The 24,326-nt window shown below is 51.2% G+C and carries 30 protein-coding genes and 1 tRNA gene; 19 read left to right on the top strand and 12 right to left on the bottom strand.

Annotation, left to right across the window (positions count from 1 at the left end; all coding sequences use genetic code 11):
* Nucleotides 1–4: 4 nt before the first annotated feature.
* The 7 genes from RHH53_RS03965 to RHH53_RS03935 all read right to left on the bottom strand — a co-directional run bounded on the left by RHH53_RS03965 (nt 5) and on the right by RHH53_RS03935 (nt 5,516).
* A complete protein-coding gene (locus RHH53_RS03965; RefSeq protein ID WP_302678905.1) occupies nt 5–754 on the bottom strand; it encodes a bifunctional 2-polyprenyl-6-hydroxyphenol methylase/3-demethylubiquinol 3-O-methyltransferase UbiG in 750 nt (249 codons plus the stop codon).
* Between the two features lie 16 nt (nt 755–770).
* Entirely contained in the window at nt 771–1,421 is a 651-nt protein-coding gene (locus tag RHH53_RS03960; RefSeq protein ID WP_302678904.1) for an HAD family hydrolase, read from the bottom strand.
* A gap of 22 nt (nt 1,422–1,443) precedes the next feature.
* A complete protein-coding gene (locus RHH53_RS03955) occupies nt 1,444–2,421 on the bottom strand; it encodes an ATP-grasp domain-containing protein (protein ID WP_302678903.1) in 978 nt (325 codons plus the stop codon).
* Nucleotides 2,422–2,509: 88 nt separating this feature from the next.
* A tRNA-Pro gene (locus RHH53_RS03950) sits at nt 2,510–2,583 on the bottom strand.
* Between the two features lie 38 nt (nt 2,584–2,621).
* On the bottom strand, nt 2,622–3,506 hold the full coding sequence (locus tag RHH53_RS03945) for an alpha/beta fold hydrolase (protein ID WP_310744126.1): 885 nt from the start codon (nt 3,504–3,506) through the stop codon (nt 2,622–2,624).
* The gene (locus tag RHH53_RS03940) at nt 3,507–4,256 is read right to left on the bottom strand and encodes a creatininase family protein (protein WP_310744125.1); all 750 of its coding nucleotides are present in this window, start codon (nt 4,254–4,256) and stop codon (nt 3,507–3,509) included.
* Between the two features lie 9 nt (nt 4,257–4,265).
* Nucleotides 4,266–5,516: an MFS transporter gene (locus RHH53_RS03935; protein ID WP_206201146.1), complete on the bottom strand. Its 1,251-nt coding sequence runs from the start codon at nt 5,514–5,516 to the stop codon at nt 4,266–4,268.
* A 539-nt stretch (nt 5,517–6,055) separates the two neighbouring features.
* On the opposite strand from RHH53_RS03935, the gene RHH53_RS03930 reads away from it, so the two are divergent.
* The 5 genes from RHH53_RS03930 to RHH53_RS03910 are packed head-to-tail and all read left to right on the top strand — an operon-like array spanning nt 6,056 to nt 8,379.
* On the top strand, nt 6,056–6,448 hold the full coding sequence (locus tag RHH53_RS03930) for a hypothetical protein (protein ID WP_302678899.1): 393 nt from the start codon (nt 6,056–6,058) through the stop codon (nt 6,446–6,448).
* An 11-nt stretch (nt 6,449–6,459) separates the two neighbouring features.
* Complete coding sequence (locus RHH53_RS03925) at nt 6,460–6,981, top strand: hypothetical protein (protein ID WP_310744124.1); 522 nt, start codon at nt 6,460–6,462, stop codon at nt 6,979–6,981.
* A gap of 11 nt (nt 6,982–6,992) precedes the next feature.
* Complete coding sequence (locus RHH53_RS03920; protein WP_149820185.1) at nt 6,993–7,439, top strand: hypothetical protein; 447 nt, start codon at nt 6,993–6,995, stop codon at nt 7,437–7,439.
* Nucleotides 7,440–7,450: 11 nt separating this feature from the next.
* On the top strand, nt 7,451–7,897 hold the full coding sequence (locus RHH53_RS03915) for a hypothetical protein (protein ID WP_302678898.1): 447 nt from the start codon (nt 7,451–7,453) through the stop codon (nt 7,895–7,897).
* A gap of 11 nt (nt 7,898–7,908) precedes the next feature.
* Nucleotides 7,909–8,379, top strand: coding sequence for a hypothetical protein (locus tag RHH53_RS03910; RefSeq protein WP_310453359.1), 471 nt, complete (start codon nt 7,909–7,911; stop codon nt 8,377–8,379).
* Between the two features lie 72 nt (nt 8,380–8,451).
* On the opposite strand, the gene clpB is transcribed toward RHH53_RS03910, so the two are convergent.
* A complete protein-coding gene (clpB, locus tag RHH53_RS03905; protein ID WP_310744123.1) occupies nt 8,452–11,067 on the bottom strand; it encodes an ATP-dependent chaperone ClpB in 2,616 nt (871 codons plus the stop codon).
* A 256-nt stretch (nt 11,068–11,323) separates the two neighbouring features.
* Here clpB and RHH53_RS03900 point away from each other — a divergent pair, with 256 nt between their 5' ends.
* Nucleotides 11,324–11,887, top strand: coding sequence for a photosystem I assembly protein Ycf4 (locus RHH53_RS03900; RefSeq protein ID WP_315863519.1), 564 nt, complete (start codon nt 11,324–11,326; stop codon nt 11,885–11,887).
* A gap of 2 nt (nt 11,888–11,889) precedes the next feature.
* Here RHH53_RS03900 and psbN read toward each other — a convergent pair whose 3' ends face one another.
* Nucleotides 11,890–12,021: a photosystem II reaction center protein PsbN gene (psbN, locus tag RHH53_RS03895; RefSeq protein WP_206201138.1), complete on the bottom strand. Its 132-nt coding sequence runs from the start codon at nt 12,019–12,021 to the stop codon at nt 11,890–11,892.
* A gap of 86 nt (nt 12,022–12,107) precedes the next feature.
* On the opposite strand from psbN, the gene psbH reads away from it, so the two are divergent.
* The 5 genes from psbH (at nt 12,108) to RHH53_RS03870 (ending at nt 15,398) form a co-directional block, all read left to right on the top strand.
* Nucleotides 12,108–12,308 (top strand): photosystem II reaction center phosphoprotein PsbH, encoded by a 201-nt coding sequence (psbH, locus tag RHH53_RS03890; protein WP_149820192.1) that lies wholly within the window; start codon nt 12,108–12,110, stop codon nt 12,306–12,308.
* A 3-nt stretch (nt 12,309–12,311) separates the two neighbouring features.
* Nucleotides 12,312–12,545, top strand: coding sequence for a TatA/E family twin arginine-targeting protein translocase (locus tag RHH53_RS03885; RefSeq protein ID WP_206201137.1), 234 nt, complete (start codon nt 12,312–12,314; stop codon nt 12,543–12,545).
* Between the two features lie 5 nt (nt 12,546–12,550).
* On the top strand, nt 12,551–13,168 hold the full coding sequence (pth, locus tag RHH53_RS03880; RefSeq protein WP_206201136.1) for an aminoacyl-tRNA hydrolase: 618 nt from the start codon (nt 12,551–12,553) through the stop codon (nt 13,166–13,168).
* A 73-nt stretch (nt 13,169–13,241) separates the two neighbouring features.
* A complete protein-coding gene (locus RHH53_RS03875; protein WP_206201135.1) occupies nt 13,242–14,459 on the top strand; it encodes an ABC transporter permease in 1,218 nt (405 codons plus the stop codon).
* Between the two features lie 120 nt (nt 14,460–14,579).
* Nucleotides 14,580–15,398, top strand: coding sequence for a carbohydrate ABC transporter permease (locus RHH53_RS03870; RefSeq protein ID WP_206201134.1), 819 nt, complete (start codon nt 14,580–14,582; stop codon nt 15,396–15,398).
* Here the strand turns inward: RHH53_RS03870 and RHH53_RS03865 are convergent.
* From RHH53_RS03865 to RHH53_RS03855, 3 genes are read right to left on the bottom strand one after another with little or no spacing between them, the layout of a single operon-like run.
* The gene (locus RHH53_RS03865) at nt 15,395–16,162 is read right to left on the bottom strand and encodes a TrkA family potassium uptake protein (RefSeq protein ID WP_302676761.1); all 768 of its coding nucleotides are present in this window, start codon (nt 16,160–16,162) and stop codon (nt 15,395–15,397) included. The genes RHH53_RS03870 and RHH53_RS03865 overlap by 4 nt on opposite strands.
* Entirely contained in the window at nt 16,159–17,208 is a 1,050-nt protein-coding gene (locus RHH53_RS03860) for a TrkA family potassium uptake protein (RefSeq protein WP_302676762.1), read from the bottom strand. Before RHH53_RS03860 ends, RHH53_RS03865 begins: the two co-directional genes overlap by 4 nt.
* Nucleotides 17,209–17,212: 4 nt before the next feature.
* A complete protein-coding gene (locus RHH53_RS03855; protein WP_206201603.1) occupies nt 17,213–18,940 on the bottom strand; it encodes a succinate dehydrogenase/fumarate reductase flavoprotein subunit in 1,728 nt (575 codons plus the stop codon).
* A gap of 299 nt (nt 18,941–19,239) precedes the next feature.
* Between RHH53_RS03855 and RHH53_RS03850 the strand changes: the two genes are divergently transcribed.
* From RHH53_RS03850 to RHH53_RS03815, 8 genes are all read left to right on the top strand, one after another.
* Complete coding sequence (locus RHH53_RS03850; RefSeq protein ID WP_399373362.1) at nt 19,240–19,695, top strand: GNAT family N-acetyltransferase; 456 nt, start codon at nt 19,240–19,242, stop codon at nt 19,693–19,695.
* Nucleotides 19,661–21,034: a D-alanyl-D-alanine carboxypeptidase/D-alanyl-D-alanine-endopeptidase gene (dacB, locus tag RHH53_RS03845; RefSeq protein ID WP_310453354.1), complete on the top strand. Its 1,374-nt coding sequence runs from the start codon at nt 19,661–19,663 to the stop codon at nt 21,032–21,034. Before RHH53_RS03850 ends, dacB begins: the two co-directional genes overlap by 35 nt.
* A gap of 226 nt (nt 21,035–21,260) precedes the next feature.
* The gene (locus RHH53_RS03840) at nt 21,261–21,572 is read left to right on the top strand and encodes a helix-turn-helix domain-containing protein (RefSeq protein WP_310744122.1); all 312 of its coding nucleotides are present in this window, start codon (nt 21,261–21,263) and stop codon (nt 21,570–21,572) included.
* Nucleotides 21,529–21,726 carry a hypothetical protein gene (locus tag RHH53_RS03835; RefSeq protein ID WP_310453352.1) on the top strand — a complete coding sequence of 66 codons (198 nt, stop codon included), beginning with the start codon at nt 21,529–21,531 and terminating at the stop codon, nt 21,724–21,726. Before RHH53_RS03840 ends, RHH53_RS03835 begins: the two co-directional genes overlap by 44 nt.
* A 515-nt stretch (nt 21,727–22,241) precedes the next feature.
* Nucleotides 22,242–22,514, top strand: a complete 273-nt coding sequence (locus RHH53_RS03830; protein WP_149820749.1) for an RNA-binding protein — start codon at nt 22,242–22,244, stop codon at nt 22,512–22,514.
* A gap of 39 nt (nt 22,515–22,553) precedes the next feature.
* Nucleotides 22,554–23,105 carry a DUF3172 domain-containing protein gene (locus tag RHH53_RS03825; RefSeq protein ID WP_206201128.1) on the top strand — a complete coding sequence of 184 codons (552 nt, stop codon included), beginning with the start codon at nt 22,554–22,556 and terminating at the stop codon, nt 23,103–23,105.
* 9 nt (nt 23,106–23,114) lie between these two features.
* The gene (locus RHH53_RS03820; RefSeq protein ID WP_206201127.1) at nt 23,115–23,918 is read left to right on the top strand and encodes an MlaE family lipid ABC transporter permease subunit; all 804 of its coding nucleotides are present in this window, start codon (nt 23,115–23,117) and stop codon (nt 23,916–23,918) included.
* Nucleotides 23,919–23,929: 11 nt separating this feature from the next.
* A complete protein-coding gene (locus RHH53_RS03815; protein WP_206201126.1) occupies nt 23,930–24,310 on the top strand; it encodes a DUF1818 family protein in 381 nt (126 codons plus the stop codon).
* Nucleotides 24,311–24,326: the final 16 nt, after the last annotated feature.

Below are 24,326 nucleotides of genomic sequence, written 5' to 3'. Positions count from 1 at the left end.
TCAGCTACTGCTCTTTTTTAGCAACAATTACCAATTCAGCGGCAATATCGGGATACCTCTCACCTAGCTTCATAAAGGCACGTAACATCTCTGGCGTCCAACTTTCTTCTAGTTGTCGATCAGAGAGAGGCTTGAGCCAGTAGCCACCAAAAAATTCGATACTCAACCCAGCAAGAGTAAAATCACGCCGAAAGGTTTCTGGTGTATAAATCCGACGATGGCCATGATGAATGTCCTTTTCACTCATAGTTTCCTCGTGTGGAATCAATCCCATCACAACTGCTGCCTGACGATGAATTGAGCGAGCATTGGGAACAGCAGCCAGAATAACACCTGTCTTGGGAACTAGCCAGTTTCGGATCGTACTTAAGATTAGAACTGGATCATCGACATGTTCCAAGACGTGCCCCAAGATAATCACATCATAAAAGCAGGCAGGCTGAAAGTTTTCAATGAGTGAGTTGTATATCTGTAAGTCAGGAAACTGCTGACGCAAATTTTCAGCAAAAATCGTAGAGCCCTCTAATATATCAGGTTTTACTCCATCATTAATTAGTAACTGCGTCATTATTCCTTCCGCAGGGCCTATCTCCAAAATACGATTCAAAGGTTGAGGAAAATACCTCCGAAAAACTTGGTAAGAGTACTCAATCGTTGCTATAGCAGTCGGAAGAGTGTACCAGCTATCAGATGCGACATTGTCAAGGCGATCAATTTCTGTAATAGGTGGTTGGTTGATTTCTTCGTGACTCATCATTAATCTCCTCAAGTTAACGACTAAAGTCAATTATAAATTTTGGCAATTCACTGATATTATCTAGGATTACTACGCTAGTATAGCGTTCTAAGAAATATTTTGATCTTTGTCCACAAGAAACCCCTATAAATCTTACATTTGCTTTCTCAGCAGCTAAGGCATCTGTCTCAGTATCTCCACAGTGACATAGTGGGTTTACTTGAAGCAATAAGTCTGCTTTTTGCTCAGTTGCTTTTTGAGGTGAAACGATATGTACTTGGGAAAATAAATTATGAATTCCATGATTTGTTAGAAAATTAAAGACATTTTCAGGTCGCTGCCGTGCAGTCAAGAGTACTAAACTAAAGCCTATTGAGTTTAGAGTTTCTAGGATAGATTGAGACCATGGGAAAAGTTGATCAAAAGTTATCCAATAAGGTTCTTCTATTAATTCTAGCCATCTAAGAGTAAAAGATTTAATAATTTTTGGATTGACTTCAGGGAAGTAAGACTTTAAGACTTCAACTGTAGAAAGACCAGATCTTTTATGCTCCCAAATAACCTGAAAGTCAATATTATTTATTCCTAGTTCATTAAAAATATATTCTGTGACAGCAGCTTGGCGAGGATAACAATCGATTATTGTTCCATCTAAGTCAATTGCAATTATTTTTGAAACATTCATAACTTACTTATTGTATTTTATCTCAGAGATACGAAATATGTTCACGATAAGAACGTGTTACAAAGCAAGGTTTTTTTATGTCAGTAAAATAATAGGCTGGGTCTTCACCTAAAAAATAGGCAACATGAGCAGATGGAAAGTCTAAACCAAGAGCAATAGACATCGCTGTAGCTCCTCCAATTCTTGGGTTGACATCTATAACATAGTTATCATGACCCCTAACTTGAAAACAAAAGGAACCAAATAACTGAAAAGCTTCTGCAATACTTAGAGCAATTTTTGAATAATTTTCATCATAGAAAATATATCCCTTCGTAGTTATGCCACTCTTAATTTCAACACGTTTTCGACAAAGTGTTTTTACAAAACACTGGTCTGGGATAATAAAGGCATCAATAGTAATTTCTGGCTCATCTATCCACTCTTGAATAATATACTGACGATGACTTGGAAGTATTTTTTTGATCACATACTCTAGCTGATCTTTATCATTAATAATTTCTATGAATTGGCTACCATTTCCATACCTTTCTTTGACGATTGATTTTCCAAAAAAACTCGTATTTTCTGATAGTAAATAAGTTGTGGGACTATTTAGATTAACTGAAGATAGTATTTTACTTGATTCCAACTTGTCAGTACATGATTTTACAGCTTGTGGTGATGCACAAAGTATAGTTATCCCAAACTCTTCAAAAAGCTTTTTTGCAGAAGCAGTCGCACATATTTCCTGATCATGAATTGGATAAAAATAATTAACATTATTAGATTTGAGCAGTTCAACTGTTTGAATTGCAAACTTATCCTCAAAAGCTGAAGGTAGCTGTATGTAGGAATCAGAAATTGATGCGGCTGCAACTAAGTACCTCGGATTTATATCACAAGCGATAATCTTGCATCCTCTTTGACCCCAAGTTTGTTTCAGAGATTGGACGACCGTATATCCAGTCGCTGAGCCACTGGAGCCAACAGCTATAGTAATAGTTCCTTGAGTCACCATTTAATTCCCGAGATAGAATCAAAGCAGACCACTAGCACACGGTTATCATACACTAACATCGCCAAGCTGGATTTTTCTTACTGAATAATCGGAGCGGCGGGATTTGAACCCACGACCCCCACTACCCCAAAGTGGTGCGCTACCAAGCTGCGCTACGCCCCGTTAAGCTTTACCAGTATAACACGAGTTCAGAGAACATCCTAGTCAGTGATGGAAATTTTGCGCAACCACTCCAGAATCTGGGCATTCACCTGCTCAGGTGCTTCATCTTGAGGGCAATGGCCCACCTCTGGCAAGACGACAAACTCCTGCACACAGGGAAATTGAGCTAGCTTCTGCCCTTCATCAATGGGTTCCCAAGGGTCGGCGGCACCCCACAGAAAATAGGTGGGGCAGATAATCTGCGGTAGCAAGTCTTCGGGTAGGGGACCTTGGGAATAGCGGACAAAGGCTAAGAAGACCTCGGCAGCCCCCACGTCTTGGGCAGGGGTGAGTAATATCTCTACCAATTCATCGGTGACGGCGGCAGTGTTGGCATAGGCTTGGTGGAGAATACGGCGCACAGTACGGGGTTGGGCAATTTGGCGGAAAAAGTAGGTGCCAAGGGTGCGATTGCCTAAAAGTTGCTGGAGTAGGCTGGTTCCCCAGCGGCGGTACAAAGGCAGTTGCGATCGCTTGCGATCGTGGAGCTGACGCAAAGAGCAGTTCAGCAGGATCAGTTGACTGACCCATGCAGGCTGGAAAACAGCGGCCTGTAAAGCAACGACGCAGCCAATGGAGTTGCCGATTAAAACCGTGGGCTGACCAATGACCTCGCGGCAAAAGTCTAGAACCAAGGTTGCCCACGTCTCAAATGTATAGGGGATGACCGAGGGAGCGGGTTTGGCGGAGCCACCAAAGCCCAGTAAATCAATGGCATAGACTTGATGGTGAGCCGCAAGGGCAGGGATGTTTTTGCGCCAATGCAAGCTAGAGGCACCAAAGCCGTGAATCAGGAGTAGGGGGATGCCCTGAGTCCCTTGATGCCGATAGAGAATCGGGTAACCGTGCCAATGCCACGTTTGAGCTGGGAGAGAGAAAGTCATTTAGTCGGCTTGCAGAAATTGACGGTAGCGATCGCTCAACTCCTGAACAGCCCGCTCATAGAATTTCTGTCCATGCTCAGGGGTGGCCAAACTGGAATCTGCCCCCATACGACCATCGGGATAACGGCGGCGAAAATCTGCGGCACCGTAGATGGCATGACTGGTGTTGACTTCGGGATTGAGGGGAACGCGTTTAATGGCCTCTGGATAGAGAAATTGGGTCACCGCCACTTCACTGGGGGTGGCATGGGAACCCTCGCGATCGCCATACAATTCCCGCGCCAGCTGCATCACTGAGGAACACATAAACCAGTTGGCCAACTCACAGCGCACCTGATCCGCCTCGGGAATGTGCAAATCGGCTAAGACTGCATAGGTTTCCGCAAAGGCCGCCTTCACTGTCGCGATATTGCCGCCATGACCATTAATGAAAAAGAAGCGTTGAAAGCCTGCCCGTACCAAGCTCACCAAATAGTCGCGAATGACAAGAATCAACGTACTAGGGCGCAAACTAATCGTGCCGGGGAAAGCCGTATGGTGTAAGGCCATGCCCACGGAAATTGTCGGGGCAACAAGGGCATGAGTTGCTTCCCCTACCCCTTTGGCGATCGCCTCGGCACAGAGGGCATCGGTGCCAATGAGACCCATAGGGCCGTGCTGCTCCGTGGAGCCAATGGGAATAATCATCCCCTTGGAAGTGTTGAGATAGGCTTCGACCTCTGGCCAAGTACTCAAGTGTAGTAGGGGCATTCCTGTCTCCTAAATCGCATCCTCAAGAACGGCTCGTGTATTCCGCCATGCCCAAATGCCCGCGATCGCCACCACGCCCCCCATCCCCACCATGACCACTGTGAGGCCAAGGAAATCCGAAAGAATCCCGGCGATCGCCAAAGGCACACTGAGGGCAATATTGACAATGTTATTTTGGAAGCCAAAGACCTTACCCCGCATCGTCGCCGGCGTCCGAACTTGAATGAGGGTCTGCATGGGAATACCAATTAAAGATGCCCCCATTCCCAGCAAAATACTTAAGCCCAGACCCACCCACAGATGATGCACAAAAGCAAAGACCAGTAGGACAGCTGCCATCACCAAAAAGCCAATCAAAGGCAGGGGTCGATGATGCAATTTTTCCCCCCATTGGCCCAAAACCCCCGCCCCTAAAATTAACCCCAGCCCTGCGGCGGCCAAGAGAAAGCCAAACTGATTAGGACGCAGGCCAATTTCTTGGGCTAAACTGACGGCCAACACCGTCAAGGCGGCAAAGACACAATAGAGGATCGTTAACTGGAGCATGGCATTCCCCAAGAGGCGATTTTTGCGCACGTAGTGAAACCCCTCCTGCAAGTCCTGCCATACATTGAGGTGGCGATCGCGCTCATGAACTGCTTCTCGGTAGCGAATCGAGGCTAAAACCAATCCCGCCATAACGTACAGCACACCGACAACGACTTCACGGGCATAGACACCCCCTATGGCCACAGCACCACTCAGCAATGGCTCACCGATGGCAAACCCCACTACGAGTGACCCCATCATTGTTGTGATAAAGAGGGCATTCGCCGAGAGCAGATTTTCCTCCTTCACTAGCAGGGGAATCGCCGCCTGTTCTGCCGGGGCAAAGAATTGCGTAAGAATGGACTCAGAAAAGGCAATCAGGAGCAGCAGCGTAAACCGCTTCGGAATAAAGATCAGAGCAAAAACCAGTAGCCCGCGCAGAATATTGGTAATGCTCATTAGCTCCCGCTTGGGGTAGCGATCCACAAAGGTGCCTGCCGTTGAGCCAAAGAAGACCGCTGGTAGGGTATTGGCAATCATTACGGCTGAGGCCTTAGAGCCGGGCAGTTCATAGCTGGCGTCGTAGGAAACCGCCAGTGTAATTAGAAGGACGAGAAAAATTTTGTCCGCCAGTTGGGAGATGATTTGACCGCCCCATAACTTGAGGAAATTCTTGTTCCGCATCAGAGCAGCAAACCCTTCTGGACGGGGCTTGGGACCAGAACTTACCATTGCTGTTGCTCACTGACCATGAACACAAGTTTCCTCACCGTTACCAAAGATTGGGGCTGGCAGTCTGAATCCAATATACCGTCAGACCCTTGCCGGCGTTTGCCCTGTCTCTGTATCCTTTGAGGTTCGTTTTGGGCATTCTGAGGAGTACAGGTCGCAAAAATCACCAGATAGGAGGAAGTAAAAACACAAAAATACAAAAAATTACCCTTGCCTGTGTAGCATATAACACCCTACCATCTGAGAGTTAATAACCATTTAATTTTCTGCCAATAAGAAATTATCGTTTTAGAAGCAGAACTAAATCATCGTCCCAATCTGGCTTGCCTGGAGGAGCAATTGGGAAATACCAAGGGGGCGATCGCCAGCCTAACGATGGTACTGAAGCACGTCAGTTTATTGCAGACACATTACCCCAGACTTGGCTAGAACTCGGCTTCCCAGCCAACCACCAAAATTATTCGGCATTTATGGAGACGTTAAAAACGGAAATTGCTGGGTCACTCTAGAATAAACTTAAGTCCCCTTGAACTCCACCCATGAGTGAACCCATCACCCAATCTCAACTCGCAGAAGTCTTCGAGACCATGAAGGCCATGCAGTCGCAACTCGCAGAACTCACCCTTGAGGTGAAAGTCGGTCAAGCCGAAATCCGTGAGAAATTTAATACGATTGATCAAAAATTCCAGACTCTGGAGGCCAAGTTTGAAGAGAAACTGAACACGCTGGAAGCAAAATTTGATGAGAAATTCAACACCATAGAAGCCAAAATCGAGGCAGTGCGTTTGGAAGTACAAACCAATCGTGAGCAGTTAGTGGACTTGGGGAAGCGTCAAGGTTCAACGGAAAACCGCCTTTGGGCACTACTAGTGGCGCTCTTTTTGATGGTGGCGGGACTATTGGCCAAGATTACCCTGTTTGACCAAGTCTAAGGATGAGCAGCATGAGTGAACCCGTCACCCAGTCTCAATTCGCAGAAGTTCTCGAGACGATGAAGGCCATGCAGTCGCAACTGGCGGAACTTACCCTTGAGGTGAAAGTGGGTCACGCGGAAATCCGTGAGAAATTCAATACGATTGATCAAAAGTTCCAGATAGTAGATGAGAAATTGAATGCTATAGAAGTCAGATTTGAAGAAAAGTTCAACACACTAGAAGCCAAGTTTGAAGAGAAACTGAACACGCTGGAAGCCAAGTTTGAAGAGAAGCTGAACACGCTAGAAGCAAAATTTGACGAGAAGTTTAACACGATTGACGAGAAGTTTAACACGATTGACGAGAAATTCAACACCATAGAAGCCAAAATTGAGGCAGTGCGCTTGGAAGTGCAAACCAATCGCGAGCAGTTAGTGGACTTAGGGAAGCGTCAAGGTTCAACGGAAAACCGCCTTTGGGCACTACTGGTGGCGCTCTTTTTGATGGTGGCGGGACTATTGGCCAAGATTACCCTGTTTGACCAAGTCTAAGGATGAGCAGCATGAGTGAACCCGTCACCCAATCGCAACTGACAGAAGTCCTCGAGACGATGAAGGCCATGCAGTCGCAACTCGCAGAACTCACCCTTGAGGTGAAAGTGGGTCACGCGGAAATCCGTGAGAAATTTAACACGATTGACCAAAAATTCCAGACTCTGGAGGCCAAGTTTGAAGAGAAACTGAACACGCTGGAAGCCAAGTTTGAAGAGAAGCTGAACACGCTAGAAGCAAAATTTGACGAGAAGTTCAACACGATTGACGAGAAATTCAACACCATAGAAGCCAAAATCGAGGCAGTGCGCTTGGAAGTGCAAACCAATCGTGAGCAGTTAGTGGACTTGGGGAAGCGTCAAGGTTCAACGGAAAACCGCCTTTGGGCACTACTAGTGGCGCTCTTTTTGATGGTGGCGGGACTATTGGCCAAGATTACCCTGTTTGACCAAGTCTAAGGATGAGCAGCATGAGTGAACCCGTCACCCAGTCTCAATTCGCAGAAGTTCTCGAGACGATGAAGGCCATGCAGTCGCAACTCGCAGAACTCACCCTTGAGGTGAAAGTGGGTCACGCGGAAATCCGTGAGAAATTTAACACGATTGACCAAAAATTCCAGACTCTGGAGGCCAAGTTTGAAGAGAAACTGAACACGCTGGAAGCCAAGTTTGAAGAGAAGCTGAACACGCTAGAAGCAAAATTTGACGAGAAGTTCAACACGATTGACGAGAAATTCAACACCATAGAAGCCAAAATCGAGGCAGTGCGCTTGGAAGTGCAAACCAATCGCGAGCAGTTAGTGGACTTAGGGAAGCGTCAAGGTTCAACGGAAAACCGCCTTTGGGCACTACTAGTGGCGCTCTTTTTGATGGTGGCGGGACTATTGGCCAAGATTACCCTGTTTGACCAAGTCTAAGGATGAGCAGCATGAGTGAACCCGTCACCCAATCGCAACTGACAGAAGTCCTCGAGACCATGAAAGCCATGCAGTCGCAACTGGCGGAACTTACCCTTGAGGTGAAAGTCGGTCACGCGGAAATCCGTGAGAAATTCAATACGATTGATCAAAAGTTCCAGATAGTAGATGAGAAATTGAATGCTATAGAAGTCAGATTTGAAGAAAAGTTCAACACACTAGAAGCCAAGTTTGAAGAGAAGCTGAACACGCTGGAAGCAAAATTTGACGAGAAGTTTAACACGATTGACGAGAAATTCAACACTATAGAAGCCAAAATTGAGGCGGTCCGCTTGGAAGTGCAAACCAATCGTGAGCAGTTAGTGGACTTAGGGAAGCGTCAAGGTTCAACGGAAAACCGCCTTTGGGCACTACTAGTGGCGCTCTTTTTGATGGTGGCAGGACTATTGGCCAAGATTACCCTGTTTGACGGAGGCTACTAAAACGCTTGGTCAAAAAAAGAGGGCTGAGGGGAAAGCCCCAACCCAACTCTCTTGAATCAGTTTTAGTTGCACCTAAACAGTTGCCAGTTCCGCTTGACGCCGGAAGTTGAGGCGTTCGTTTTCGCCCACATCCACCAGAATCGTGTCGCCATCGAAGAACTCGCCCCGCAGGATAGCTTTGGCAATCGGGGTTTCCAGTTGTTTCTGGATGGCACGTTTCAGCGGACGGGCACCATAGACGGGGTCGTAACCCACTTCGGCCAAAAAGTCGATCGCCTTCTCTGTGAGGGACAAGGTAATGTGGCGATCGCTCAAGCGTTGCTGCAACCGCTGCACCTGCAATTGAACAATTTGCCGCAATTGATCCTTGCGCAGGCTGTGGAAGATGATAAATTCATCCACGCGGTTGAGGAATTCAGGGCGGAAGTGGCCACGCATCGCCTCCATAACGCGGTTGTACATTTCCCCGTAGCGGCTGTCATCGCCGGCCACATCAAGGATGTACTGAGAACCAATGTTGCTGGTCATGATGATGATGGTGTTCTTGAAGTCCACCGTCCGCCCTTGGGCATCAGTGACACGGCCATCATCGAGAATTTGCAGGAAGATGTTGAAGACATCGGGATGGGCTTTCTCGATCTCATCGAAGAGAACCACGGCATAGGGACGGCGGCGAATGGCTTCTGTGAGTTGACCGCCTTCGTCATAGCCCACATAACCGGGGGGCGCCCCAATTAACCGCGATACGGCGTGTTTCTCCATGTACTCCGACATGTCAATCCGCACCATCGCCTCTTCGGTGTCGAACATGAAGGCCGCTAGGGCTTTGGCCAATTCCGTTTTACCGACACCCGTTGGCCCAAGGAAGATGAAGCTGGCAATGGGACGGTTGGGATCCGCTAGTCCGGCACGGGAGCGCTGAATGGCCTCCGCTACTGCGGTGACGGCCTCATCTTGACCGACAACCCGCTTGTGCAGCTCTTCTTCGAGGTGCAGCAGTTTTTGGGCTTCCGACTCCACCAGTTTGCTGACAGGGATGCCCGTCCACTTGGAGATGATTTCAGCAATGTCGGCCTCGGTCACTTCATCCCGCAGCAGAGAGCGACCCCCCACTTGAATCTCCCGCAGTTTGGCTTCGGCTGCCGCCAGTTGTTTGTGGAGTTCTGTGAGTTTGCCGTACTTCAGTTCAGCGGCGCGGTTGAGGTCGTAGTTGCGCTCCGCTTGCTGGATCTCGATGTTGACTTTTTCGATTTCTTCTTTGATGGCTTGGAGACGGTCAATGACCTCTTTTTCTGCTTGCCACTGGGCATTGAGGCGGCTTTGCTCCTCCTTGAGATCCGCTAGCTCTTTTTCCAGTTTCTCAAGGCGATCGCGCGAAGCTGCCGAGGTTTCTTTTTGCAAGGAGAGCCGCTCCATTTCCAGCTGCAGGATTTTGCGGTCAATCTCATCCAGTTCCTCCGGCTTGGAGGTAATCTCCATTTTCAGTTTCGCGGCGGCTTCATCGACCAAGTCAATGGCTTTATCGGGCAAGAAGCGATCGCTAATGTAGCGGGTTGAGAGCGTAGCTGCTGCCACCAAGGCGGTATCGGAAATTTTCACGCCATGGTGGATCTCATAGCGTTCCTTGAGACCCCGCAAAATCGAGATCGTGTCCTCAACGCTGGGCTGATCCACATAGACCTGCTGGAAGCGCCGCTCTAAGGCTGCATCCTTTTCAATGTACTTGCGGTACTCATCAAGGGTGGTGGCACCAATACAGCGCAGTTCCCCCCGCGCCAACATCGGTTTGAGCAGGTTGCCGGCATCCATCGCCCCTTGGGTTGCCCCGGCACCAACGACAGTGTGGATTTCATCAATAAAGAGGATGATTTGGCCGTTGGAGTCGGTGACCTCCTTGAGAACTGCTTTGAGGCGCTCTTCAAATTCACCGCGATACTTGGCACCGGCAATCAAGGCACCCATGTCGAGAGCAATCAACTGGCGATCGCGCAGGGAATCAGGCACATCCCCCGCCACAATCCGCTGTGCCAAGCCTTCAGCAATGGCGGTTTTACCAACGCCGGGTTCACCAATGAGCACTGGGTTATTTTTGGTACGGCGGGAAAGAATCTGAATCACACGGCGAATTTCATCATCACGGCCAATGACGGGATCCAGTTTCCCTTGACGAGCCAAGAGCGTCAGATCACGGCCATATTTTTCCAGCGCCGCATATTTGCCCTCTGGGTTTTGATCCGTCACTTTTTGGGAGCCGCGAATTTGCTGAATCGCTTCCCGTAGGGCTTTTTCACTCAGGCCGACCTCCTGAAGGAGTTTTTTGCCAAAGCGATCGTCTTGGGCAAAGGCCAATACCAAGTGCTCAATCGAGATAAACTCATCGCCAAACTGTTTGCGTGCCTCTTCGGCGCGATCGAGGAGCTTGTCAAGGCTCTGTCCTAGATAGACGCCACTGGGATTACTGATTTTCGGCTGACGGTTAATGAATTCATCGGTGAGATCGCGAATGCGCTGCACCGAACAGCCAGCTTTTTGGAAAATTTGTGTCGCTAGACCCTCTTGCTCGAGCAGCGATTTCATCAGGTGTTCACTTTCGAGATTCTGGTGCTGTGCCTGCTTGGCTAGATCTGGTGTGCGGGCGATCGCAGCCCATGCTTTTTCGGTAAATTGATTTGGATTGGATGGTTGCATAGCTGACCCTTTGACCCCTTTTTCCAGTTTTTAACTATTTATATTGTATGAATTGCAAGAAAAACGCTTTTTCGGACTTCCCTACTTTAAGGGTAGAATAAACTCCCCAGAATAAGTTCGAAAGAATTAGTGCAAATTAGTTCCAGCGTAGCGTCTAGAGGCGGGGTTGGGGAAAGCCTCTTTGGGAAGAGAGACCGTTTCTCTATAGAATGTAAGGCACTGCAAGTTGGCAACACAAGCTATGACAAACTCCCCTATGACTGAGCGCTCACCGCGTCAAGAGGCGGTTCTGTACTATCCGGTACTGGGATCCCGTCGCCCTAGTAACTACTTTTGGGCAACAGCGGTCTCCATTGGTGGCTTGGGTTTCTTTTTGGCCGGTCTTTCTAGCTATTTGCACCGCAACCTACTGCCCATTGGGAACCCAATTGATTTAGTCTTTATTCCCCAAGGCATTGCCATTGGCTTTTATGGGGTGGCGGCGCTGCTGTTGGCAACGTATCTGTGGCTGGCGATCGCTTGGGATATTGGCGGTGGCTTTAACGAGTTCAACAAAGAAACGGGCTTTGTCCGCATTTTCCGCTGGGGTTTTCCGGGGAAGAATCGCCGCATTGAGGTCAGCTGCCCCATCAGCGATGTCCAATCCGTGAGAATTGTGATTAAAGAAGGGCTAAACCCGAAACGCGCCCTCTACCTTAAAATCAAAGGTCGCGGCGAAGTCCCCCTAACGCGCGTAGGTGCGCCCTTGCCGTTGGCAGAACTCGAAACCCAAGGCGCCACAATCGCCAGCTTTTTGGGTGTCCCCGTTGAGGGACTCTAGCTTTAGTCTTCGTGATCGTCAAAAGGATCCGCTAACTCCTTGGAAGGAGGGCCAAAGGAGAGGTAGATAGAGTAGCCGGTCACGCCAATGCAGATGGCAGCGAGAGCAATGCTAAGAACTGTTGCAGGTTCCATAGAAGCGTTCTAAATGGGAGCAAGATGTGCTTCTATAATATTACGAAACATTAAAACTCTGTTCATCTCGTTCAAAAAAGGGATTTATGGCACGACGGACTTGGCTAGGGGATCTCCTGCGCCCCTTGAACTCTGAATACGGTAAAGTCGCCCCCGGCTGGGGTACCACTCCCTTGATGGCGGTCTTTATGGGGCTGTTCCTTGTCTTTTTGCTGATTATTTTGCAAATCTACAACTCGACACTCATCCTCGATGGTGTTAACGTGAGTTGGAAAGCACTAGGATAACCCATGAACGTTTTTGGTATCGGTCTGCCGGAACTGATTGTGATTCTGGTGGTGGCGCTTTTAATCTTTGGCCCTAAAAAGCTGCCGGAAATTGGTCGCAGCCTTGGCAAAACCAAGCGTGCCTTTGAGGAAGCCTCCCGTGAATTCCAAGATGAAATGAAACGGCAGACCGCTGCCCTCGAACAGGAACAGCAGGCCAAGGCAGAATCGGAATCATCGCGGGAACCCTCTGCTTAGGTGGCATGGTTCTCCAACCCTGTGTGATTGTCGGCCTTGGGAATCCGGGGGCAGAGTATGCGACGACGCGCCACAATATTGGCTTTCGTGTCCTTGACGCCCTTGCCGATCGGTATAAGGTGCAGTTGACCCCGCAGCGGCGCTTCTTGGGAGAGGTGGCAGAGGTTCCGATTCATGGTCAAAAGGTACGCCTCCTCAAACCCACTACCTATATGAATAGTTCGGGGCAATCTCTCCATGCCCTGCTGAATTTTTATAAGCTGCCCCTTGAGCGAACCCTTGTCGTCTATGATGATGCCGATTTGCCCTTGGGGCGGCTGCGCTTGCGCTTGAGTGGCTCGACGGGCGGACACAACGGCATTAAGTCAATTATTCAACACTGTCATTCGCAGCAGTTTCCCCGCCTCAAGGTGGGCATTGCCTTTGGCGATCGCCTGCAGCAACAAACCGGGCCGCGCAATGCTGTGCCCTTTGTTTTGGGACATTTTTCGGCTGCTGAACTCGCCATTTTACCTGCTGTGCTTGACCTTGCCGTGGATGCCATTGAGTTAAGTATTCAGTCTGGGGTGGAGGCAGCGATGAACCACTTCAACGGCAAAAGCATTCCCCTACCGCAATCCTGACTCCCCCACTAGAAGTCTGAGGAAAAAGAAGATCTCAAGTTAGATTAAAAACAGGTGTTTTCGGCGCAGAATCATGGACATTGCTGAAAGTGTGCGCATGGCGATCGCCACCCTCAAGGCCAATCGACTGCGTAGCGGCCTGACGATGCTGGGGATAATTATTGGCAACGCAGCGGTGATTGCCATGGTCGGCGTGGGTCAGGGGGCACAGCGCTATGCCGCCAGTCAGTTTGAATCCCTTGGTCCGAATACGCTTTTTATTGTGCCGGGGACGCCCCAAGCCCGCAACCGCACGTTTAATGTGCCGCAAACCCTTGTCCTTGAGGATGCTAAGGCGATCGCCACCCAAGTGCCCACCGTTAAGGAAGTGGCACCCCAAATTCAAGTGCAACAACGGGTTACCTATCGAGGACGCAACACGAATGTGCTGATTGTGGGGACCACCCCCACCTTTCCTTCAGTGCGCAGTTTTACAGTGGCGCAGGGGCGCTTTATCTCCGATAAGGATGTGGAACGGCATCGCCGCGTCGTCATTTTAGGCTCGGATTTGGCGAGGAAGCTCTTTATTAACGAAAATCCTGTGGGTCAGCAGGTACGGATCAAGAATCTTTCCTTTGAAGTGATTGGCGTCATGGCCGAAAAGGGTGCTTTCCTTGGCAACAATCAGGATGAGGCCGCCTATATTCCCATTACGACGATGTCTTCCCGTATTGTGGGGCAGCGCTCCCCCTATGGGATTTCCCTAACCTTTATCTCGGTATCTGCCCGTGATGAACAGAGCATTGATGCGGCTAAGTTTCAGATTACCAACCTCCTGCGGCTGCGCCATCAAATTGTTGATGAGGACGATTTTACAATTCAAACCCAAAAGGAAGCTCTGCAAATCATTGGCAATATCAGCAATGCCTTGACCTTGATGTTGGCGGCGATCGCCGGCATTTCCCTGCTGGTGGGGGGGATTGGCATTATGAACATTATGCTGGTCTCGGTAACCGAACGCACCCAAGAAATTGGCCTGCGCAAGGCCATTGGTGCCACACAGCGGGATATACTGGCACAGTTTATGATTGAGGCGATGATCCTCTCGGCTCTCGGTGGCCTCATTGGCACGGGAGTGGGCGTAGGTGGTGTGATGCTAGTGGTGATGTTGACCCCCTTGGAGGCTGGGGTTGCTCCCGTTGCTGTGGCTCTTGCTGTGGGCGTTTCGGGCAGTATTGGCCTCTTCTTTGGGGTGGTTCCCGCTCAACGGGCGGCGCGGCTGGATCCGATTGTTGCCTTGCGCAGTGTCTAAAAGTACCCTTGGGAAATTACCGATGGAAACGACAACCCTAGACTGGATTGCTGGCGGCCTTGCGATCGCCATTGTCATTGGTGGCCTGTTGATGATGTTTACCAATCTTTGGACACGGCGATGACCTTGCGGCGAGGCTTGACCTACCTGCTGTTGGTGGCGATCGCGATCGTCATGCTGCTGCCTTTGGTGTGGCTCACCAGTACCGCCTTCAAGTCTGCCAATGAAGATATTTTTGCCTTTCCGCCCCGCTGGCTGCCGGCCGAACCAACCTGGGCGAATTTTGTTACGGTTTGGCAAACGAATCCCTTTGGCCAGTACCTGTTCAACAGTACACTGGTGGCAGTCTTAACGGTGGCCTGCAATCTCCTGACCTCGGCCTTAGCCGCCTATCCCTTGGCACGGCTGTCCTTTCGCGGACGTGAGGTGATCTTTACGGCCATTTTGGCCACGATCATGATTCCCTTTCAAATCATCATGATTCCCCTGTTTATTTTGGCGGTGCAGTTGGGGCTGCGGAATACCTATCTGGGAATGATTCTGCCGAGTTTGGCCTCTGCCTTTGGCATTTTTCTGTTGCGACAGGCCTTTATGGCGGTGCCCAAGGAACTAGAGGAAGCGGCTCGCCTCGATGGCTGCTCAGAATTGGGGCTGTGGTGGTTTGTGATGCTGCCGGCCATTCGCCCTGCCCTTGTTACCCTTGGCATTTTTGTGTTTATTGGTGCTTGGAGTGATTTTCTCTGGCCCCTGTTGGTCTTGGATCAGCCAGAACTTTATACCCTGCCCATTGGCGTGGTCACCTTGGCGGGGACGTTTTCTTTGGATTGGCGACTCATTGCCGCTGGCTCGGTGATTTCAATTGTGCCCGTGTTCATTGTGTTTATTTTCTTGCAACGATATATCATTCCCTCCCAAACCACTGCTGGCCTGAAGGGCTAGCTTCCTAGGCCGCGATAGCGAATTGGCTGGCGGTGGGCATATTGGCGAAAGAAGGTTTTAATTTCCGCTGCTCGGCCAAGGGCAATCAGGGTATCCCCCGGCCCTAGGGGCAAGGTTAAGGGGGGATGGGTCACCAAGGCACCGTTCTGATGGCGGAGAGCAACAATAATAAAGCGGCCTCGGCCTTTCGCTTCCACATCGGCGATCGCTAGCCCCACCAGCGAGGACTCCAAGGGCAGCGTAAACTCCTCAATCTGAAGATCGAGCTGGCTGAGTAGCTCAATCAAGTGACTGCGCTCATCCTTTTCCTCAAGAAAATCCAAGACTGTCGGGCGAGTAATGAGCTGCACCATGCGTTGGGCACTGATACTCGAGGGCAAGACCACATGATCGGCACCGGCAAAACGCAGTTTGGACTCTGTGGCTGGCAATTCACCATAGGCCAAAATTTGTAAGTTGGGATTGAGGCGACGGGCAATCAGGGTGATAAAGACATTACTGGCATCATCGGCCAAAACCGCCACTACAGTGCGAGCGCGATCCACCCCCACCGCCAACAGCTCATTTTCATCCATGAGATCGTCACCGCGATAGAAAAGGTGCCCTGACTGCTGGGCAAGCCGTAGTCGCTGCCGCTGGTTGTCAATCACGACAAAGGGGATTTGGGCAGCAGCCAAGTTCATCGCTAAGGTGCGACCAAGGGGACCATAGCCGCAAATGATGACGTGATCCTTAAGGTCAGCGAGATGAGCGGGGGTTGTCATTGGGAGTGGCGGGAGCGGGCAGTATATTTGCGAATGAGCTTGGGGGTATCTTGAGCATGCCCCAATAGAATCAATGTATCGCCCACTTCCACAAGGGGATTGGCGCGGGTCGGGAATAATTGGCCATCACTTTTGCGCAGGCCAACAATAATAAATGCCCCTTGGCCGCGTACCTCAAGTCCTGTCAAGCGCGTACCCACGTAGGGGTAATCGGCAGTAATCTCCAGTTCCTCAAGGTGAGCATCAATGTGGCTCAAGAGGTCGTTGAGGGTCTCGCGATCGCCCGTTTGCTCAAGAAAGTCAATGCGTGGCCGCCGAATCAGGTTAGTCATTTGAATGGCACCAATTTTTGTCGGCAAGACTACGTGATCCGCTCCTGCCATACGTAGCTTTGCTTCTGTGCTTGCCAAATTCGCCCGCGCCACAATCAGCAGGCTCGGATTCAGGGAGCGCGCTGTCAGCGTAATAAAGACATTGATCGTGTCATTGGGCAGCACCGTCGCTAGGGCGATCGCCCGCTCGATCCCCACCACGCGCAGCGTTTCTTCCTCCGCCGCACTCCCCAAATAGGCCAAATAGCCCAACTGTATCGCTAGATCAATGCGCTGTTCATTGACATCCAAAATCACAAAGGGGGTTTTTAATGCCGATAATTCCTGAGCCATTACCTGACCAATGCGGCCAAAGCCACAGACAATGACATGGCGGTTGAGTTTGTTGATGTCGCGGCTCGCCCGCTGAATATCCAGTAGGCGTTTGATCTCCCCTTCGGTAAACAGTTGCACCACCGCACCGATGGTATAAACCGTTGCTGCACTGCCGGCCACAATGATCAGCATGTTAAAGAAGCGTTGCGCCGGCGTAATCAGGGGTCGCACTTCACTGTAGCCAATGCCAAAGACGGTGATCACGTACATGTAGAGGGCATCGAGCCAGTTCCAGCCAAAACTGGTGTAGCCCACCACCGCCACCAACATGATCAGAACAAAGAGGGTGATGCCAATAATAAAACGGTTGAGGGCAGGGGTCGCAGGTAACCGTCGCATGGCTTTAATACTTGCGCTCTTGGGGGGGAAACATGGTGATGGTGACGGGCAGATAGTCAATCCTCATGCCGTCGCTGTGGTAGGTGGCTAGGGTGTGGCGTAGGAAGTTGACATCATCCCGCTGCGGATAGTCTTCACGGAAGTGGGCACCACGACTCTCTTGGCGAGCAAGGGCGCTGCTCAAAATCACTTCCGCAACCACGAGGATATTTGCTAACTCAAACGCCTCTAACAGCTCTGTGTTCCAGTAGCGCTGGCGATCGTCGAGACGAATCCGCGCATAGGCTGCTTTCAGCCGCTGCAATTCTTCCAAACCTCTCTGCATCAGAGCCGCGGTGCGAAATACGCCACAGTATTGGGTCATACAATCTTGAACCTGCTGCCGTAGTTGGGCAATGCGTAAATCCCCCGCTTGACTAAAGAGGTGCTGAATCTGTTGCTCCGCTGCCTGTAGATACGGCTGGGGGTCAAATTGGGGTTGGGGCAAGCTCGGTAAATCTTGGGCGATCGCCCCACCGGTACGGCGGCCATAGACCACACATTCTAGGAGGGAATTACTCCCCAAGCGATTGGCACCATGCACCGAGACACAGGCACATTCACCAGCGGCATAAAACCCGGTCACCAGTTCCGTGGCATTGGCACGCACCTGACCATTGACATTGACCGGAATCCCCCCCATTGAATAGTGCACCGTCGGACGTACAGGAATCGGCTCCACCACAGCATCTACCCCCGCCAAGCGATGGGCTTCCTCCCAACAGAAGGGAATGCGACTCATGATTGTTTCGCGACCCAAGTGGCGGACATCGAGATAAACAAAAGGCCCGCCGGCTGAGCCATCACTGTGGCTGCCGCGCCCTTCGCGAATTTCGATGGCGATCGCCCGCGAGGTAATATCACGGGGAGCCAGTTCCATGCGACTGGGGGCATAGCGTGCCATAAAGCGTTCCCCCTCGGCATTGACCAAATAAGCCCCTTCACCGCGCACCGCCTCAGAAATCAAAACCCCCGCTGGATACAACCCCGTGGGGTGAAATTGGACAAACTCCATATCCTCAAGGGGCAAGCCTGCCCGTGCCGTCATCGCTAAGCCATCCCCCGTGGAGGCAAAATCATTAGAGGTGGTATTAAAGACGCGACCATAGCCCCCTGTGGCAAAAAGAATGGCAGGTGCCCGCAGAATGTCCAGTTGACCCGTTTCAATGTGGTAGGCAACGACCCCCTTGGCCTGCTGATCCTCGACAATCAGCCGCAGCACATACCACTCACTAAAAAAGGTGACGTTGTATTTCAGGAGATTGCAGTAGAGTTCGTGGAGAATGGCATGACCAGTTTTGTCGGCTGCATAGCAAGTGCGCTGGTGCGTGTGACCACCAAAGGGACGTTGGGCAATGCGGCCATCGGGCAGGCGAGAGAAGAGCACCCCCAAATGCTCAAGGTCAATCACCACATCGGGCGCTTCCTGGGCAAGAATGGCGACGGCATCCTGATCCGCAAGAAAGTCTGACCCCTTGACGGTATCAAAGGCATGGCTTTCCCAAGAGTCTTCGCTGTCGACATTTTTCAGCGTAGCGGCAATGCCCCCTTGGGCAGCAACGGAATGGGAACGAATGGGATGGGTTTTGGACACAAGGGCAATCGGGGTCTCTGGGGCTAGGCGGCAAATTTCCAAAGCAGCACGACAGCCTGCTAAGCCACCACCGACAATCACAACGCCAAAGTCTTGCATCGTCCGTTTGTCCAGCATCTTTTCCTATACTAAGTTGGCGCTTAAGAGAGCGGCGGCGGCAGCAAAGATGAAACAAAGATAAAAACAGTAGCAAAATGATCTTGCGAGCCTCACGCTGAATCGTTAGAGTGGCAGTACAGTTCTTTTGGGGGCACAGCGGTTTCGATGCTTTTGTGCGTGTTCTCTCTCTGTGAAAAGGACTGTAATTTTATGGGAGGCAGCTGTCCTTGAGTGCATTTTTTCTTCACTATGGGGATTGTGGGGTGCGCCATTGGTGCGATCGCGATCGCGCAGCGGTCATGCACCTCATTGCTAATGTCCTCAGTGAGTTTGGCCTTTCTTGGCAACCCGAAGGCGCCGATGCCGATGTGGTTCACGTTGAAGATTACTACCACCGCCGGGGCGGACAATTTTGGGTGGTGGAGCGAGCCTCGGAAGTTGTGGGCACGATCGCCTTCTATCCCATTCAGCGGGGCGAAGCGGCTGTCGAAATTCGCAAAATGTATCTCCATCCCCGCGTACGCGGCCAAGGCCTAGGGACATTTCTCCTGCACCATCTGGAGGTAGCCATTGCAGCGGCCGGCTACCGCAAAATCTGGATTGAAACGGCCTCAATCATGACTACAGCCGTCCATTTGTACGAAAAGGCGGGCTATCAGCCGGCGACGGGTGTGGAAACGCAGCGTTGCGATCGCGTCTATGTCAAGGATCTAGTGCCCCATGGCATGGCTTCGATGGCTTCTGCCCCCTGCTAGTTTGATTGTCCTGGTGGTTTCACCTGCCGCCTTCGGTCTCTGCCGCCAAGACTTGGCTCGTGCCCTGCAACAGGAAATTCAAAATCCCCAATGGCAACGGGGTCAATGGGGCATGGTGGTGCGGGATTTAACCACGGGGGATCTTCTCTACGACTACCAAGGGGAAAAGCTCTTTCTGGTGGCCTCGAATGTCAAGCTAACGACAGTGGCTGCCGCCTTAGACTATTGGGGAGCTAATCATTTCTTTGAGACCACCCTCAGCGCGCGATCGCCCGACAGGACAACCCTGCGTCTTCAGGGCAGTTTTGACCCCAGTTTCAGCAGCCAAGACCTGCAACAAATGGCACTCCGCCTTAGCCAACAGGGCATTCGCCAGATTCCAATCTTGGAAATCGGCGGTGTAACTCCTGTGAGGATGGAACCCACATGGGCGATCGAAGACCTGACGATGGGCTATGCAGCGGTAGTGACGCGCTTTAGTCTCAATCAAAATGCCCTGAACCTAGAGGTCATACCACAACAGTTGGGGCAACCCTTAGCACTACGGCAGCCGCAGACTCATTTTCGAGTGGTCAATGAGACCCGCACCGTGACCCCCTCTGAGCCAGAATTTCTGGAAAGTGAGGTGCGCGGCCAGCAGATCATTGTGCGGGGTCAACTCCACATTGGCAGTGAACCGGCAAAACTGCGCATTCCTCTCAGTGAGTCGATCCCCTATCTTCAACAACAGGTGCAGCGGGCCTTTGCCCAAGCCGGTATTCAAGTGCAGCAAATTCGCCTTGTGGAAACAGCAGAGCCGTTACCCAATGTGTTGGTGCGCCATGCCTCACCCCCCCTAGAAGCGTTAATTTTGCCGGTTCTCCAAGAGAGTGACAATTTCTATGCAGAAATGCTCCTTACGGCTCTGGAGGCAGCACAACCCGGCTATCGCCAACGCTATCTAGAGCGCATCGGTGTCCAAGCAGCGGTTTTAGTAGATGGTTCGGGACTCTCGCGGCAAAATTGGCTGACGCCCAATGGTTTAGTCACGCTGCTGCAACATATAACGCAAACAAAGGATGCCTCGCTGTGGCGGCGATCGCTCCCCCTTGCCGGACGATCCGGCACCCTGCGACAGCGCTTTCGTGATACAGCGGCTCAGGATCGTGTCTGGGCGAAAACCGGCACATTGCGGGGGGTGGTTGCCCTAGCGGGCTACGTGGAACCGTTGCAGGATCGCCCTTTCGTCTTTAGTCTTGTGGTCAATCAAGGGGGGGAGGCCACGGCTCAACTCCGTGCTGGTTTGGATCGCATAGTTGTTTTGCTGGCGCAATCGCAGAACTGTCCTCACCGCCCATAGAAAAACCCCACATCCATTCAGTAGCTCGAACTACAGCCCGAGACAGGTTCAAAACTGCGAGAGCGGGAGAGGATCGCGTACCCGTCACGTGTCTCATATTCTAAAAAAGGGTTGTATTTATTGATTCTGCTAATACCAGCTCTTTGTAACATTGAGCTTAATAAATAGGTCTTAAACGAGGCAATTGTCTATCCTAAAACTGAAGTCATCCCAGTAGGAGACCTTCATGGCTCGCCCGCTCGTCCTCACAATTACAGAAAGCTCTGAAGAACTGCAGCGGCGCCTACAACATGAAACCAATGCCCGACAGCAGGAACGCTTGCAGATGCTCTACTGGCTGAAGCAAGGACTTGTCCACAGCTGCCCACAAATTGCCCAATTGCTCCATTGCAACGAGTCCAGCATTACTCGCTGGCTGAACGCCTATCGCCAAGGAGGACTCCAGCAGTTATTGGCAGTCAAGACGCCCCCGGAGCCGCATCCCCCCAACAGTGATGGCACAGTTGCAGGAACGCCTACAAGACCCCAGCGGGTTTGACAGTTACAAGGCTATTGTGCAGTGGCTACGACAGGAGCATCAGCTTGAGGTCGCCTACCCGACGGTGCATCGCATTGTGCGCAATGTTGTGCCTGTGTTTGCCTTCGAGGTCAATCCCATGGAGCGGTTGTGGCAACATCTGCGAGCAGCATGAGTATGGCAGTCCTTCGAAACCCTAGAAGCCGTGCGTCAAAACCTGCAAGCTGTATTGTTACAACTGATGGCGGCAGTGATTCGTTCTTTGACGGGCTGGTTCATTCTCATTTAATCCACTTCCCCGAAGAGAAGCAAGAGTACCTTGAATATAGCCTCTCCCAGAGCGGATTGCAACCCCCTGTTCCGAGGGATCCCTTGCGAGGGGGGTGAAATTATTTTCTACAAGACCACTGAAAATACTCAAATCCTCTCCTAGAGAGACTCCGGTGGATTCCACGAGAGAATGGGCTTGGCGGCAATTTGCTGAATCTGTCGGACGCGGCTCAAACCCTGTGCAAAGGGCTGTAGGTGACATTAAGGGAGGAATTAATTTCTTTTTAACCTTGGTATATTTTGGGGCTGATAGAAAACGTTAATTTTCTTTGCAAGGTGTTGGGTTCTGTAGTCTGGATCGCATGGGTAAGGGAAAGCGAGAGGCTATGATGATTGTCAAATTGCTTCTGAGTTCGGGTTATGACACTGTACATCGGCAACCTCTCCTATGAGGCGACAGAAAACGATCTTCGCGAAGTTTTTGAAAAATATGGTGCTATTCGCCGGATTGTGTTGCCGGTGGATCGAGAAACAGGCAAACGGCGTGGCTTTGCTTTTGTCGAACTGGTGGATGAAACTCAGGAGGCCGCTGCCATTGATGATCTCGACGGTGCAACATGGCTAGGACGGGTGCTCAAGGTCAACAAGGCGAAGCCAAAACAAGCAGGGGGGCAGTCAAACCCTGCCTTCTAAGGGCATACTGGTAGGGAAGTGCTGTTCACTCTTCCTGCTATGCCTCGACGTTCGCCATCCCCACCGCGTCCGCGTCCCCAAACTCGTCGGCCTCCCCAGCCAGAATCGAAGTCACCAGTGAATACCCGCACTCTGGCGGTGTTGGGAGGGGTCTTTATTATTGGCGTTGGTGTGGGTGTCACCTTTAGCAAAACCACCACCCTCAATCCTGATAACGTGGCTTCAACGCAGTTTATTGATCAGGCGGCGCCCAATCCCGATATTTGCGTGCAATTTGGTGCGAGCGCGATCGCGGTGGATACGCGGATTTTTGTCACTTTTAACCCCTTTTCGGTCTTTGTTTCCCAACCGGTGATGCAACCGGGCTGTGTGCTGCGTGCCAATAACGTTGCCCTGCTAGAACAGCGACAACTCATTACCGGTGAGCAATTGCGCAGTTGTCGGCAGCGGCTGAATACCTTTGGCTATGTGGGCAACCTTGAAGCCAATCCTGAAATCAGCTGTGTTTATCAGAGCACAACAGATAAAAACCTCTTCCTCAAACTCTCAGGCTTGGGTAATGGTGCTGCGGGTGAAACCGGTAATTTCTAGGGCGCAACAATGAAGGCGAGGAAGTGGCCACGGCTGCGCTGGCGTGCAAGTCAGGGCATACAACGCTTGGGCACAGCCTTTCTCTTGGCGGGTCAAGTCACCTATCATTTGCTGCGGGGGCGGATTCCGCTGCGCAACTCGATCGAGCAAATGGCCTTGGTGGGGCCTGCCTCCCTCAGTGTTGCCCTAATTACAGCGGCCTTTGTGGGCATGGTGTTTACGATTCAGGTCGCCCGTGAATTTATTACCTTTGGTGCCACCTCTGCGGTGGGTGGGGTGCTGGCGATCGCCCTAGCGCGGGAACTGGGGCCGGTGCTGACAGCGGTGGTACTCGCCGGGCGAGTTGGCTCTGCCTTTGCGGCTGAAATTGGCACCATGAAAGTCACTGAGCAAATTGACGCCCTCTATATGCTGGGCACGGATCCGGTGGATTATCTGGTGGTGCCACGGTTTATTGCCTGTGTGTTGATGTTGCCGATTCTCAATATCTTGGCATTGGTAACAGGGCTGTGGGGTGGGCTAGTGATTGCCGATTATCTCTACGGCATTCCCCGTGGGGTCTATATTGAGTCCATTCAGAACTTTCTGCAAACTTGGGATCTGTGGAGTTCAATTATCAAGTCAGGCATTTTTGGCGGTGTGGTGGCCATCATTGGCTGCAATTGGGGCATTACAACTACAGGGGGCGCCAAGGGGGTCGGTCAATCCACTACGGCGGCTGTGGTGATCTCGCTATTGGCGATCTTTATTCTCAACTTTTTCCTGTCTTGGGCCCTCTTTGGCGGCAGCAGTAGCCTCGTACCCACGTTTTAGAGGGCTAGTCTGTGGAACTGCGGGTGGGGGAAGGTTGGCGGGTGGGCTGGCGCAATGATCAATTCTATGCCGCTCTGGTGGGCGCTGAGGATTGGGCCACGGAACTTACTGCAGTAGAATTCAAGGCATTTGTGGATTTATTTCGCCAACTCCACGGGCAGCTTTTGGCGATCGCCCCCGAATTGATGGCAGAGGAAATGATTACCCTCAGTGGCGGCAACGATGCTGTGCATTTGGAATTGGAGGGCTATCCCCATGCCTATAGCCTGCATCTGATTGTGTTGGGCGATCGCCGGGTTGAGGGGACATGGCCTGCCCCTGTGCCCCCAGACTTTCTCCTTGCCTGCTGTGAGTTGCAGCACAGGATTGCGGAGAGGCAAAGTTTAGAATAGAAGACATCCTTCTCGG

Source organism: Thermosynechococcus sp. PKX82 (assembly GCF_031583255.1).
Lineage (GTDB): Bacteria > Cyanobacteriota > Cyanobacteriia > Thermosynechococcales > Thermosynechococcaceae > Thermosynechococcus.
Note: the sequence above shows the minus strand (reverse complement) of the source record. Positions and strands in the feature narration are given on the sequence as shown.